General features: G+C 43.4%; 9 protein-coding genes. 2 read left to right on the top strand and 7 right to left on the bottom strand.

Annotated features, from left to right (window positions below; all coding sequences use genetic code 11):
* Positions 1-10 precede the first annotated feature (10 nt).
* Both BSCG_RS10330 and BSCG_RS10335 read left to right on the top strand, forming a co-directional pair.
* Positions 11-322: an iron-sulfur cluster assembly protein gene (locus BSCG_RS10330; RefSeq protein ID WP_004314431.1), complete on the top strand. Its 312-nt coding sequence runs from the start codon at positions 11-13 to the stop codon at positions 320-322.
* Between the two features lie 52 nt (positions 323-374).
* A complete protein-coding gene (locus BSCG_RS10335; RefSeq protein ID WP_004314435.1) occupies positions 375-1,139 on the top strand; it encodes a UDP-2,3-diacylglucosamine diphosphatase in 765 nt (254 codons plus the stop codon).
* Positions 1,140-1,422: 283 nt separating this feature from the next.
* Here the strand turns inward: BSCG_RS10335 and BSCG_RS10340 are convergent, their stop codons facing one another.
* From BSCG_RS10340 to BSCG_RS10370, 7 genes are all read right to left on the bottom strand, one after another.
* Positions 1,423-3,804, bottom strand: a complete 2,382-nt coding sequence (locus BSCG_RS10340) for an alpha-amylase family glycosyl hydrolase (RefSeq protein ID WP_008776438.1) — start codon at positions 3,802-3,804, stop codon at positions 1,423-1,425.
* 17 nt (positions 3,805-3,821) lie between these two features.
* Positions 3,822-5,186 (bottom strand): DUF5115 domain-containing protein, encoded by a 1,365-nt coding sequence (locus BSCG_RS10345; RefSeq protein ID WP_008776437.1) that lies wholly within the window; start codon positions 5,184-5,186, stop codon positions 3,822-3,824.
* A 23-nt stretch (positions 5,187-5,209) separates the two neighbouring features.
* Positions 5,210-6,358, bottom strand: a complete 1,149-nt coding sequence (locus BSCG_RS10350) for a SusE domain-containing protein (RefSeq protein ID WP_008776436.1) — start codon at positions 6,356-6,358, stop codon at positions 5,210-5,212.
* Positions 6,359-6,396: 38 nt separating this feature from the next.
* Complete coding sequence (locus tag BSCG_RS10355) at positions 6,397-7,995, bottom strand: RagB/SusD family nutrient uptake outer membrane protein (RefSeq protein ID WP_008016762.1); 1,599 nt, start codon at positions 7,993-7,995, stop codon at positions 6,397-6,399.
* A gap of 20 nt (positions 7,996-8,015) precedes the next feature.
* Complete coding sequence (locus BSCG_RS10360; RefSeq protein WP_008776435.1) at positions 8,016-11,039, bottom strand: SusC/RagA family TonB-linked outer membrane protein; 3,024 nt, start codon at positions 11,037-11,039, stop codon at positions 8,016-8,018.
* 87 nt (positions 11,040-11,126) lie between these two features.
* The gene (locus BSCG_RS10365) at positions 11,127-13,337 is read right to left on the bottom strand and encodes a glycoside hydrolase family 97 protein (RefSeq protein ID WP_008776434.1); all 2,211 of its coding nucleotides are present in this window, start codon (positions 13,335-13,337) and stop codon (positions 11,127-11,129) included.
* Between the two features lie 198 nt (positions 13,338-13,535).
* Positions 13,536-15,389: a glycoside hydrolase family 13 protein gene (locus BSCG_RS10370; RefSeq protein ID WP_008776433.1), complete on the bottom strand. Its 1,854-nt coding sequence runs from the start codon at positions 15,387-15,389 to the stop codon at positions 13,536-13,538.
* Between the last annotated feature and the right edge of the window lie 60 nt (positions 15,390-15,449).

Below are 15,449 nucleotides of genomic sequence, written 5' to 3'. Positions count from 1 at the left end.
GAGAAGACGTATGGAAAAGATTGAAATAGAAGAAAAGATTGTAGCCATGCTAAAAACGGTGTACGATCCGGAAATTCCGGTGAATGTATACGATCTTGGACTGATTTATAAGATAGATGTCTCCGATACTGGAGAAGTGGTACTTGATATGACATTGACAGCCCCTAACTGTCCGGCTGCTGATTTTATCATGGAAGATATTCGTCAGAAAGTGGAATCGGTGGAGGGTGTGACTGCGGCTACCATTAATCTGGTGTTTGAACCGGAATGGGACAAAGATATGATGAGTGAGGAAGCGAAACTCGAACTCGGTTTTCTCTAGTTACGAGTGATAACCTCATAATCAATCTCTTATAACTAACAACTCAAAACTCATGAAGAACGTTTATTTCCTTTCCGATGCGCATCTTGGGTCCCGTGCTATTGAGCATGGACGCACGCAGGAACGGCGTTTGGTGAACTTCCTTGATAGTATAAAGCACAAGGCTTCTGCTGTTTATCTGTTGGGAGATATGTTTGATTTCTGGTATGAATTCCGGCTGGTCGTCCCCAAAGGATATACCCGTTTCTTGGGAAAAATCTCCGAACTGACGGATATGGGAGTGGAAGTGCATTTCTTTATTGGCAACCATGATATATGGTGTGGGGATTATCTCACCAAAGAATGTGGTGTCATTATGCACCGTGAACCGCTGACTACCGAAATATACGGAAAAGAGTTCTATCTTGCTCATGGTGACGGGCTGGGCGACCCGGACAAGAAGTTCAAACTGCTTCGTTCCATGTTTCACAGCAAAACATTACAAACATTGTTTTCCGCTATTCATCCCCGATGGAGCGTGGAACTTGGTTTATCATGGGCGAAACGCAGCAGGCAGAAACGGACTGACGGAAAGGAACCGGATTATATGGGGGAAAATCAGGAGCATCTGGTACTATATACAAAAGAGTATTTGAAAAGTCATCCCAATATAAACTTCTTTATTTACGGACATCGCCACATTGAACTTGATTTGATGCTAAGTGTCACTTCACGTGTGCTGATACTTGGAGACTGGATTAATTTCTTTTCTTATGCCGTATTCGACGGCGAGAACCTTTTTCTTGAAGAATATATAGAAGGAGAGACGCAGGTTTGAGGCGGATAGTTTCATCCCGGTTTGAAACAAAAAGTTTCCCGGTGTGAAACGAATGGTTTCTCGGTGTGAAACACTTCGTTTCTCGGTGAGAAACAAACAGTTTCAAGGCATGAAACAACTAGCTCGCTTAAAAGGATTGAAAAAGAGCTCATGCTTGAAGAGAAAAATCTCTACCGATAAGAAATAATTAAAGCAATAAATCCCTGCTCCAACATTGTGGAACAGGGATTTATTACATTATTATGAGTTGTTTTCTATGATAACTCTGATTACAACCGTTCAATCAATTGTTTACTGGAAAGTTGGTGTATAACTTGAAGCTATTAGCAGGTATAACAACAGGCTGTTCAGAACTGTTAGTCACATTCAATGTTTCACCATTCAATTCATACCAATCTCCCGTGTTACCAAAGTACACACCTGTATTAATCTGTTCATTCTTGAAATTGCCTACTACAACCAGTTTCTTTGTAGTGGATTCCAATCTTAGATAACGACCTTTATCCCAATCGGAAACACTTACTTTCCAGTCTTTGAATGCGTTGTCGCTGAATAAGTCCGGATTATCATTGCGTAATTTCAGCAAAGTGCTATAAGTGTCGTATAATCCTTTCCGATATTGGTCAGTAAGATAATCCCATTTCACAGGCTTGGCATCAGTATTCTTTTCAGTTCCCATTGTTCCATCGTACTTATACATTATGGAATAATCATATCCTAGTTCGCCAAACTGCCAAATCATTTTCGGTCCTGGAACGGTCAGGAAGAAGGCTGCATTTGTTCCCAGTTGTTTCATGCGGATATCAAGACTTGCATTTTGAAGATTGCCAAAAGCAGTTTGCTTGTATGCAACTCTTTCTTCATCATGGCTTTCCATGAAATTAACCCATCCTTCGGCAGGCATTCCGCTATTTCGCATGTATGAAAAATCAGAATTGCTTGATTCTCCCATTCCGGATTGGCAATAGCTTTCATTCATATTATGCCATAGTTTCATCCCTGCTTTAGCCAATTCTGACTCTTCATCCAAATTGCAGAAGTGTTCGAGAATCATCACTGCATTAGGATTGGTCGTATTCACTGTTTTATAGTAATCTTTCAAGATAACAATACGGGAGTCATCTTTGTTGCTTGCCGTTGATTCATTGCTCTTGTTTTGAGTAAATCCTTTGGTTAAGTCAAAACGGAAACCGTCAAACTTATACTCTTCCAACAAGAACTTCAAGTTACGTTTTACAAATTCACGTACAAGCGGCGATTCGTGATTGAAGTCATGGAATACGCTGAATGGATGCGGAGCATCGACATTGAACCACGGATTATTCTTGGCTGTCTTGCTTTCTTTCGAATTCCAATAAAGTTTAGCAAATGGATGACTGCCAGTAGCATGGTTGTAGACTACATCCAGTAATACTGCAATGCCTTGTTTATGACATTCATCAATGAATTGCTTATATTCCTCTTTCGTTCCATATGCTTTGTCCATTGCAAAATAATAACATGGATTGTATCCCCAGCTATTATTCCCGTCGAATTCTTGTATAGGCATCAGTTCAATCGCATTCACTCCCAGACTCTTGATGTAGTCCAAATGTTTAGTAGCCTCTTTGATTGTACCCGTAGCAAGTTCGGAACCTACTTGTGTGAAGTCACGGAATAGTAACTCATAGATTACCATATTGTCAGGATTATCAATCTTGAAGTCGGATACTTGCCAATTGTAGGATGCCGGTTTTGTTTGGAATACGGAGACAATGCCTGTTGTCTTTCCATTCGGATACTGTATGGCACTAGCCGGATAAACTCCTTGTTCTACAAGATATTTATCGTTCGAGCCATCCAGCACTTTTTCACAATAGGGGTCGCCAATACGAACATTGCCGTCTTTTTCACTACCCATGTAATATTGGAAACCATACTCTTTGGCGGGGTCGATGCCTGTAACGGTGTACCACCAGAAGTGTTTGTCGTTATCACGCTTCATCTGATATTCAGTACTAAGTTCCCAATCATTGAAGTCGCCAATGAGACAAGCATAATCCTTGTAATTGTTATCCGTATCCAAATCGTATAGTGCGAAAGTCACAGACGTTCCGTCAGCCGATGGATGGATACCCGCTTCTTCTACTGGGCAGGCAGCTATCTCTACCGGAGCCGGTGTGAAAGTCTTGTCTCCTGTTACTGTGATAAAAAAGTCGCTGGTTTTCTTTTCGTCAGTCAACGCTTCATCATTGCGGAAGAGGATGCAGACATTTTGAATGTTTGCTGCATTTTCCGCGCCAAACCATTCGCGTACTGTCGGGGCAAGTGTAAAGCACCAAATATTATCCGCCACTTTCTCTGCCTTGTATTTATCTTCATTTACCCCCCATTCCGTAGGAACATACATCCAGTCATTGATACCGATGTGAACATATACATCACCTTCATAGCCGTACAAGTCGTCGCCGGCTGCTGCTTTATACCAGATTTTACCTTGCTTGTCGCCCTTGAATTTAGTGGGGTAATTATTGATTCCTTCTACCAATTCTTCGATAGACGGCTCGTGATCCAGTTCGGGGATTTCCGGACCGGTGATTAACATCTCATGGTTTTCGTCGGAACATGCTACTATCGTGAATAGACAGAGCAGCATCCAGAATATATGTTTTATATCTTTTTTCATAATGTATTTTCCATTTATTATTCTTTGATGAGGACTAGTCTACCGTTCAGATAGAATTTGATGGTATAGTTACCGGTTGCGTCCATTGAAATATTATCTCCAGCAAAAGGACTGGGTGTATCTAATGTTCCCCCGAAACTAACACCGGAGTCCCAACTGGAATTGACGCGGAGTTTAAATTCACCCACTGCCATTTCAGTCTTTGCAGTCCAGCATTTTTCTGTTGCATCATAAGTTAATTCTTTGCCGTTTTCCCATCCTCCTGTGGCTGTACCTATAATATCCATAGATGTTATTTCTGTTGCAGAGACGTACTTGTCGTCCAAATTGACTACAATGTAATAAATACCCTGTGGTAAAGATAAGTTTCCACCATCATTTGTCATACCTTCTTTCGAGGTAAAATAGTCATATCCATAATCAAGTCCGCCATTCGAACTATCCGGCCAATAGGGCTGTGCGGTAAACTTAAAGCCACCGTTCAATTCCGACATTCCCCAATAAGCATTGTTTCCTTCTGGCTTATATAAAGTCGGTGCTTGTGAAGGCTTCCATTCCTGATGATTTCCTGGTATCCATAAATGAGGTGCATCCATTGTTTTCTCAATCTTGTAAGTGCCTTCCATCATGTTGATAGAGATTCTAACTGATTTATAATCACCACCGGATATTTTGATAGGATTTGCTGTTTCTGATAAAATGAGATTACCTTCTGGAGCATCGTTGTCAGCATCAACCGCGCCAAGTGATTTGCCTGAGTTGGATTTAATCAGGAAATAGGCATCTTTGGCACCGGTGTTATCTGTAACCAGAGCAGGAACTGTTGTTGTAAAGACTGAATTGGTATAAGGATCACCACTTGTATTAACAAATGCTACATTCTGTTCCCAAGTCAGAGAGCCATTAATATAATAAGCGCTTTCAATAACCGGTGCTTCCGGAGTAACTTTCAACTCATAGCTTTCAGCCGGTGCCGCATATACTGTCTTTCCGACAGCCACGTATGACGTTAATACTGCATTCATGGTACGTTCTACCGGACGGATACCATATATTTGCGCCACTGCATTCTGCAAATCTTCCGTTGCTACGTATCCTTTGTCGTCTACAATTAAAGTCACTTTATTATCTAACTTCATTTTATAGGATAAAGTGGCTTCTTCTTCAACGGCAGGAGCTGTAAATACGGCAACCGCTACGGATTCTTCCTCGACATTTCCAATATTAATCGGGGCTACACCTGTAGCTGTAAAAGTTATTTTGCTGGCAGCTTCTTCCTGTCCGTAAGACTGTGGGGAAGCTACCCCTTCATTAAAATCTTCGTTGCAGGCTGTTAGTGCGGCAGCCAGTAACACGGTTATATATATTGATAATTTTTTCATATCTATCTGCATTTAAGATTAATCTATTTTGCTTTGAAGTAATAGCACTCGTCCAGTTCGTTGAACAGTACAGTATAATCACCCGGTTTGCAACTGATGGTAGCTCCATCAACAAATGAGCCGAATGGGAATACCTCTCCACCCCAAGTCTTGTCGCCGGAAGTAAATTTGGCTTTGCAGCTTGCCGCGATTGTTATGTCGGCATACCATACATGTGAATGCTCCATGGTAACTTTGGTCATGTTTACAGATTCCGAACCATAAATCAATGTGACGGCATCATATTCTGTCGGTTGAGTTTCAAAAGTAGTAGCTTTCATTGTCAGTTTATTTTCAAGCGTATTGAGATGAAGTGTGTACCAGCCGGCCGCATTCACTTTAATATTTTGAGAGTTCTTGTCATTTACCAAATTGGTGAATCCTTCGCTGTCAGCATTTCCCCATTGGTCGTCCCATGCACCGGGAGTAGCCACTACCTTAAATCCTTTATCTGCTGGGATATATCCTGTGTAGGTAAATTCTCCTTTACCAGTATTGGCATCATACGCATATCCTTTTACCAGTGACATCGGGAAATAAGCGGTACCTGCTGCCATTGTCGGATTTCCCCAGGGAACTTCACCGATGAAATCGCCCAGTAAATAATAAGTGGCAGGAACGGCATCAGATATATCCATATAATAAGGTATAACTTTCAATTCAATCGAATTGGAATGTATAGGATACCCTTTATCTCCGATATGTGCGTACAAACGTACAAATACACTCATCGGTTCGCCGTCATAATCATTCTCCGATGTCCAGCCGGCAAGTTTTACGATTGCCTTATTCAATTCCTGTGTGTTGGCATCCACTTTGGCTGATGTAGATATGGAAGGTAGTGTCAGATAAGAGGCGTTTGCCGTTTCCGTTTCATCAGTCCATTTGTCTGTTAAATCCGCTTGCATGGTGTAAGTCACTACGGCAGGGTAGCCATAGTCCGGTTGCGTACAAGTCAACTCGATATTCTTGGATTGATTTAGGTCATAGACGTTGTACGTTGCATTGGCAGGGGTGTTCAATACAAAAGTAGTAGGTTCCTGTATGGTAGGATTTGAGTCCCTGTCATCCTCGCAGGCGGTCAGCAGGGCTGTCGCTACTAGTATGGACGTCAATATATTTATTTTTTTCATATTACTCTGTTTATTTAAAAGTATAACTTCGGTCTGATTTAATACTCGGGATTCTGATCCAGATTTGTATTCGCATTGATATCATTGGCAGGAATAGGATAAATGTTGCGGAACTCTTTTATTTCAGTACCTTGTTTTTCTCCACCTTTCCAATCCCAGTTATAGTCGGTGTGTCCGCCGAAATCGCCGAAACGAATCAAGTCAATGCGGCGGCGACCTTCAAACCAGAACTCACGTGCCCATTCGTCACGGATGTCCGTCAATGTATATGAATCAGATTCGGCGGCGTTCGCACGCTTACGGATTTCATGCATAGCGTCTATGGTCTCCTGAGTAGAAACACCATTGTTGGCACGGATGCTGGCTTCTGCTACAATCAGATAAGCTTCTGCCATACGAAGAAGAGGTATATCCATATCAGGATTATCCGTATCGCTTGTCAGTCCGTTGTCTGCACGGATGTTCGAGAATTTGGCACATGCGAATCCGTCCGTAAAGCTCATATTGTCTCCTGTTGACGTACTTCTCTGCACTCCGCACATCAAGGCACGGTCATCTTTTGCTGCCACTACCATCTGGTCTTCCAATACGGAAGGAGCATCATTTACGTTCGGGAAGAATTTGGCTACCATTGCCTGACGACAATGCGGGCCGCCCCATCCTTGCTTACTTCCCCAGGGATTCATGCCTGTGTCACTTTTGTGCGTACCTGCAATCAAGAACAGCGAACCACCCCAACTCTTGGTTCTCACACCATCCTGCAAAATGGGAAGTATCACTTCCTGTCTTGCCTTGTTGACATTGCTGCCATCATTATCTGCCATGAACAGGTGTTTGTAGACGGGAGCCAGTTTATAGCCGGAACCAATCACTTTTTGGGCATATTCCTTGGCTTTTCCCCATTGAGGCGTGCCGGTATAGACTTCTGCGTTGAGATACATACGTGCCAGCAATAACCAGGCGGCAACACGGTCTACACGGCCGTAAGTCGTTTGAAGCGGCTGTGCCAGTGTGGCGGTGGCGTCGTCACCGATTTCTTTCAACTCTTCTTCAATCTTCGCGAAGAGATCCGCACGTTGTATTTGCTGAGGCTTCTCTGTCGATACTTTATCGCAATAAGGCGGATTGCCGAACATATCCATCAGGTAATAGTTATTCAAAGCACGGATAAAACGTACTTCTGCACGTTGGCGTGTCGTTTCATCATCTGTCAGTCCTTCCGTTTGTTCCAGGAAGTAGTTGCACAATGTGATGTCAAATGTCAGACGGTAATAGAGTCCTGTCACGATTTCATTGGAAGAACTCCAACTGCAATCGGCAATAGTAGCGACACCGGCATCGTTCCATGAATTGACAATCGCTTCATCTGTCATCAATTGGTTGGCACACCAAGTCATACGGTAGAAAGAGGAAGTACCTTCGTCGATGTCGTCCAAGTCACCGCTTCCGTCGGGGCCTTTCTGACCTGTCAGTCCGAGGGTTCCATATATCTTGTTAAAAACGCTTGCCTGGTCGAATGTCATCACTATATTCGGGTCGATAGGAGTCGCATCCAGGTCACCGATACATGAAGTCACGCTGACTGCCAGTAATAGTGAAGCAGCCGATAGGATTGATTTTATATATCTGAATTTCATAATTGGTATTTTTAGTAGGTTTAGAAATTAAGGCTTAAACCGATTAATGTAGTCAGAGGACGCGGATAAATATTGTTATCCAATCCCTTTTCTACTTCAGGGTCAAGTCCTTTGTATTTGGTGATAGTGAATACGTTCTGTACGGCTGCATATACGCGTCCGCCAATCGGAGCGCCGAACAGCTTTTTGAACGAGTATCCCAAAGTGATGTTGTCACATTTCATGAAGGAAGCATTCTGTACGAAGTAATCGGATAATAAGGTGTTGTCTTTCAGGTTCTGGATATTATTTGCCACTCCCATCAACGGACGGTTGTTGAGTGCGCCGAATGAATAGACAGAGGTTGGGTTGCAGTCGGAACCACCTGCTTCGACAGAGTTGTACACATAGTTGTTCAGGCTGGCGCGCAGTGAGAAACTGAAATCCCATGACTTGTATGAAAGACGGGAAGTAAGTCCCATAAGTACGTCGGCTGTCGGCTTTTTGTAGAAGTAGCGGTCGTCGCCGTTAATCGTTCCGTCTCCGTTGCGGTCTACAAATTCGTTCTCGATAGGCTTTCCATTCTCGTCATACACTTGCTGGTAAACATAGAAGGAAGAAGCCGGATGCCCTACGGCATGCGCCATTGCTTTCATATCACGTCCGCCACCGATATTGTCTCCGGCAGCAACATAATAATTTTCGCTATCTCCGGTAGTTAATTTGGTGATTTCGTTTTTGTTGTAAGTGATATTGAAGCCAAGGTCCCATGTCCAGTCGGTAGTTACAACCGGTTTTGAATTAATAGAGAATTCGATACCTGAATTTTCTAATGAACCGACGTTGGACAATACCTTGTTTTTGAAGTTCGTTCCGGCAGAAACGAATACGCTGTTCAGCAAATCGGTGGTCTTGCGATAGTAATAATCCACAGCACCGTTGATGCGGTTGTTCAGGAATCCGAAGTCCGAACCTACATTATAAGTGGTCGTCTTTTCCCATTTCAAGTCCGGGTTGTATGCATTCGGGCGGTAAGTGGTTCCTTCTCCCAGGATAGGATAGTAAGCCCCGTCTTTGTTTGTCTCATAAACAGCCAGATACGGATAGTCGCCCGAATTGATATTCTGCTGACCGGTAATACCATAGCCAAGACGAAGTTTTAAATCAGAAAGTACATCAACGTCTTTCAGGAAAGCTTCTTCTTTCAACTTCCATCCCAAGGCAAAAGACGGGAACAATCCCCAACGGTTGTTTTTGTGGAAACGGGAAGAACCATCCTGGCGTACGGTTGCCGTAAACAGGTAACGGTCCAACAGTGTGTAATTGACACGACCGAAGAAAGATACCAGATAACTTTCCGTAGCCGAACCACTTGAGGTATTGTTGTAACGCTGACCTCTGTTCTCTACCACGTTGTTCGACAGCGGATAGAGTCCCCAATATTCCTGGTCGGACGTATCATGGAAGTGCTGCCATTCATAGCCTGCCATTACATCGAAACGATGTTTGTCGGTAAAATCTTTGCTGTATTGCAGGTAAGCATTCAAAGAGAGGTTGTACTTGTCTTTCTGTTCCCAGCCATAGCTGCCATAATAGTTGTTGGTCGAAGAATAGGGAGAGACATCCGTATATTGCTTACCCGTAGAGAGGTCCATACCACCGTTCACGTGTGCGTGCAAGTCCGGCAAGAAATGAAACTTATAATCCAGTTCCAGATTACCGATTAAAGATTTGGAGATGGCACGGTCGTCCTTTTCTTCCAACAAGGCAACCGGATTACCCGGAGCATTGCTGTTGAAAGTACGTTTCCATGTGTCGTCATTCAAAGAAGAAGCGTCCGTATTCCATTGGAAATATCCGTCGAAATAATATTGATGGTAAGGATCGTCGGAGCGGACGGACTGTGTAGGGTCAAAGCTGACCGCAGAACCTACCGCACTACCGTCAGCGTAGCGGTTCTTGGCAATCATACCTTTCAGGTTGGCATTTACTTTCAGATGGTCTTCAAAGAAAGAAGGAGCCAAGCTGACAGAAGCCGTATAACGTTCGAACTTGGATGTTTTCACAATACCGTTCTGGTTGGTATAACCGAACGATACACGGTAAGGCATATTCTTCAATCCACCGGAAATGGTGAGGTTATGGTCTGTACTTACGGCTGGGCGGAATATTTCTTTCTGCCAGTCGGTGTTGGCATTTCCTAATTTGCTATAAGCTTCGCTGTCTTCTCCCCAAATGTCTTTGATGAAAGAACGGAACTGGTCTCCGTCCATTACGTCGACGGTAGATTTTACAGTGCTGACAGATACATTGCCGTCATAAGAAATGGTAGGACGTGCGCCTGCCTGACCTTTCTTCGTTGTAATGATGATAACGCCATTAGAAGCACGCGAACCGTAGATGGCGGTAGCCGAAGCATCTTTTAATACGGTAAAGCTTTCAATATCATTCGGATTGACCATAGACAGAGGATTGGCCAAACCTTTCACTCCCTTATTATCCATTGCCAGACCGTCGATTACAATCAGCGGGTCGTTTTCTGCAGTCAGTGAAGAACCGCCACGAATACGAATCGTTGCGCCCTCGCCCGGAGCTCCGCCTTTGCTGATAACGCTTACACCGGCAATCTTACCAGTCATCATATCCTGTGCGTTGGTAATCAAACCTTTGTTTAGTTTGTCCGGTTTGATGGCCGTAACCGAACCGGTCATATCGTTCTTTTTCACCGAGCCGTAGCCGATAACGACTACTGCGTCCAGTACTTGAGAATCATCTTCCAATGTAACCATAACAGTAGAAGCCGCTTTCACTTCTGCTGATTTATAGCCGACGAATGAAATGGAAAGAATGGCATCTTTCGGTACATTCAACATAAAGTTACCATCGAAATCAGTTATTGTTCCATTGGTTGTACCTTTCACCAGTACGTTAGCACCGATGACAGGCTCACCCGTTGTGTCTTTCACATGCCCCTTGACAGCTATTTGCTGAGCAAATGCTCCAATGGAAAGGAAGAGTCCCACCAATAATGTGAGCAGGGCTTTTAGTCTTAAGCTCTTTTTCATGTCTCTAATTTAAAGTTATTTTATCAAAATCAAATATATCTCTCTAAAAAATACCTACTGAAAACTATATTCTCCCAATCTTATTCCCTAAAATTTCTTTAGTCCTTTTACTTCCGCTTTATCCTTTACTTCCTTGATACTGATGGCATAACCGCCACCGTTGGCAGCGCGCAAGTTCAGTTTGCTTTTGTTTGTCAGGATACCTTTTTTGATGGTATAAGCTTGCGGATTTTCTTTCCAGTCGGCATCTTTAGCATCCGCATAAACAGTGGCAATGTATTGTTTTCCCGGTGTGAGGAAGTCGAATACCAGTTTGGAAGTATGACCGTTCTCACCGGCTGTACAACCTACATACCAGTCGCCTGTACCTTTTGCCTTACGGGCGATAGTGATATATTCTCCCGGTTCTGCTTCCAGATAGTTTGTTTCGTCCCAGTCGATTGCCACGTCTTTGATGAATTGGAAAGCATCCATGAAACGTTCGTAGTTTTCAGGAATATCGGCAGCCATTTGCAGCGGGCTGTACATGGTCACGTACAAGGCTAACTGGCGGGCGATGGTAGAACGTACCTGTGAATTGTTTGCAGGATTCATCTTGTTACAATGAGTTTCGAAGATACCCGGAGTGTAATCCATCGGGCCGCCGACCAAACGGGTGAAAGGAAGTATAGTTGTGTGATATACTTTGTTTCCGCCGAATGATTCGTATTCGGTTCCGCGTGCGGATTCGTTGCCGATTAAGTTAGGATACGTGCGGCAGATACCTGTCGGGCGGGTTGCTTCGTGAGCATTTACCATGATTTTGTAGTCGGCTGCTTTCGTCACTGCATACAGGTAGTGGTTGTTCATCCATTGTCCGTAGTGGTGTTCGCCGCGCGGAATGATATTGCCTACATAACCGCTCTTTACAGAATTGTAACCGTTGTCTACCATAAACTGGTAAGCCTTGTCCATATGGCGTTCGTAGTTGCGGACAGATGCGGAAGTTTCGTGGTGCATCATCATCTTGATACCTTTGCTCGCTGCGTAACGATGTACTTCTTTTACATCGAAATCCGGATACGGAGTGACGAAGTCGAATACATAGTCCTTGCTATTGCCGAACCAGTCTTCCCAACCTTCATTCCAGCCTTCTACCAATACAGCGTCGAACCCGTTTGCTGCGGCGAAGTCAATATAGCGTTTCACGTTGGCAGTGTTGGCAGAATGTTTGCCGTTCGGTTTGGTTTTAGAGTAATCCGTTTCTCCCAGTTTTACGCTAGTCAGTTCGTCGGTATAAGCCCATGAACCTTTTCCGGTAATCATATCCCACCATACGCCGATATATTTCACAGGCTTCACCCATGAAGCGGCATCTGCGATTTTGCATGGCTCATTCAGGTTCAGAGTGATGCGGGATGCAAGAATATTGCGGGCATCATCGCTGACGATAACGGTACGCCACGGAGTATTACAGGGAGTTTGCAGATAACCTTTGTCTCCTTTAGCATCCGGAGTCAGCCAGGATTCGAATACCATATTTTTGTCGTCCAGATTCAGGTGCATACATGAGTAATCGATGAGAGCAGCTTCGTGAAGATTGATATATAAACCGTCATCCGTTTTCATCATCAGTGCAGTCTGTACGCCTGTCTGTGAGAAAGGAGTCTGAGAAGAGTTCGGAGTAATGGCTTCTTTCATCAAACCTCTGATTTCTGACAGGCGGGAGATAGTGTAATCATATTCCTGAGTGTCATAGTCGCCCGGTATCCAGTAAGCGATGTGGTCGCCTGCCATTGCAAACTGGGAATGTTCTTCTTTGATGATGAAGTAGTTCAGAGATTTCTGCTGCGGGAATTCGTAGCGGAATCCTAAACCATCGTTGAACAACCGGAAACGGATAAGGATAGAACGGTCGTTCATGGGCTGATACAGCGTGGCTGCCAGTTCGTTATAATGATTGTGGATTTCTTTTTCTTCTCCCCATACCGGTTGCCAAGTTTCGTTGAATGTGGAAGTCTTGACGTCTTTCACTTCGAATCCGTTATAAAGATTAGTCTTTGAATCAAGTTTTGTCAGATCCCGGCGGTCTACCCAGTCGAAATCTGTGCGGGTATTATCTTCTTTCTTTAATTCCAGTCCCAGGGTACTTGGTTTGATAACCGTTTTGCCTTTATAAATCAAGTCGTACGTTGGAGCACCTTCTTTGTTAACCTGGAAGGTCATTACTAGATTTCCATCCGGCGAAGTGAGTTTCTGTTGTGCATTCGCTATAAACGAGATACAGAAAAATGCGATAAGCAAAAGATTCTTTTTCATTTTATTTTTATGGTATTAAATTGTGAGCTAACCTATGTTTTTATTCCTTTTGTTTCGGATATTGCAAATGTAGCGACCGTCTGAACTGAGTTTTCCAATTAGAATAAAAATACAAGTTAGTATAAACTTTATTATTTTGATTTATAGCTAAATAACTGCTTGGGTACTTCGGATAAATATAAGTCGTAGTGAACTTCTTTAAAAGGATAAAAGGTATATCCCACGGCTCGGAAGTGTTAAATCCTTTCCTAATTCTACTTTTTTATCTTCCAATACATTGTATGCAGAAGTATCAGGCAGTATTTCCCGGTAAGTATCCAAACTGATAGTCTGTTCCCGGTCTGTTCCATTCAGGAGAACAACGACTGATTTATCACCCTGTTTCCTTTCGTACGCATAGATACCTTTACTCGGTGCGAAGTGTTTCAGTTTTCCTTTGGCTATAACTTCGTTTCCTTTTCTCCATTGGAGCAGTTTCTTCAGATAAGAGAAAGCTTCATTTTGTAGCGGAGTGTGGTTTGCCGCATCGAAGTAATTATGAGTATCATTTTGCCAGCCGCCCGGAAAGTCACAGCGAAGTAATCCGTCACCGTTGGCTTTATCGGCAGCCATCAGGATTTCTGTTCCGTAATATATTTGTGGAATTCCGCGTGTTGTCAGAAGGAACACTAATGCTTGTTTGTATCGGTTCAGGTTTTTAGTATCCGCTTCCGAACGATAAAAACGGGAAGTGTCGTGATTATCCAGGAAAGTCAATAGATTCATCGGGTTGGCAAAGACGATATCTTGCGACAGGTATTCGTAAAGTCGGCACAGTCCGCCGTTCCAGTCGGTTGTTTCCTCATCGAAAGCTTTGTTCATATGTTCCATCAATGGGAAGTCCATAACAGTGGGCAGGTAGGTGTTTTTAGGATAGGTCAGTTTGCTGTCTTTCTGCCAATAAGAGATAAGTACATTGCTGCCTAACCAAGTTTCGCCTACAATATTGAATTTGGGATATTCTTCGTTCACTGCCTTGCACCAATGAGCCATCATGTCAAAGTCCGCATAAGGGTGCGTATCCTGGCGGATTCCGTTAATACCGGCATACTCTATCCACCAGATACTGCTCTGAATCAGATAAGTAGCTACATGGCGGTTCCGTTGGTTGAAATCTGGCATAACCTGGCTGAACCAACCGTCAACTGCTATTTTCTTTTCGTAATCAGAAGCATACGGGTCTAGTTGGGTGGCAGTCTTAAAAGTTGTCTGCACATAGTTGCCTTTGAAGTTGAACCAGTCTTTGGATGGCATATCCTTATATAGATAGTTTTCACTACCGCAGTGGTTGAAAATCATATCCATGACTACTTTCATCCCTTTGGCATGTGCCTGGTCTACAAGGTTCCGGAATTCTTCATTATTCCCAAAGCGGCGGTCTGCCTGATAATAATCAGTGATGGCATAACCGTGGTAAGAGCCTTCCTTCATGTCATTCTCCTGAATCGGATTCAGCCATATGCTCGTCACACCTAAGTCCGCGATATAATCCAGATGCTTTTCTATCCCTTTGAAATCACCGCCATGGCGGGCGAAGGAGTCGTTACGGTCTACTCTGGCTTCCAACATTCCGGAAATTATATCATTAGAAGAATCACCGTTAGCAAAACGATCCGGCATAATGAGATAAAGCACATCGCTAGAGTTGAAACCTTCTATCTGAGAAGAATCCGGCTTTCTTTCTTTGAGTTCATAAGGAATTACAGTCTGTTTTTTACCTTGTTTCAGAATCATGTTGAATGTCTGCGGGGCTGCTTCCGAGATATTCAGATAGACAATCAGATAATTTGGATTTTCTAGCTTGACAACCTCTTGCAAGGTGATGTCTTCGGAAGAGATACTGACTTCTGCAAATGCTATATGTTCTCCATATAGCAAAACCTGCAACTCCGGATTTTTCATACCTGCCCACCAAAAAGCAGGGGCTACTTTTTTTATGACAGTTGCGGCATATACCGGGCTGCAACCAAATAGTAGTACAAGTAAGATTACAAATAGAAAATTCTTTTTCATGGTAACATAGATTTTAAATGTTTGCTCGGCGAACCGATGTTGCAAATGTAGGGGGATAGG

It is taken from the genome of Bacteroides sp. 2_2_4 (assembly GCF_000157055.1).
Lineage (GTDB): Bacteria > Bacteroidota > Bacteroidia > Bacteroidales > Bacteroidaceae > Bacteroides > Bacteroides ovatus.
The sequence above is the reverse complement of the archived record's forward strand: the minus strand, read 5'-3'. Positions and strand labels throughout refer to the sequence as shown.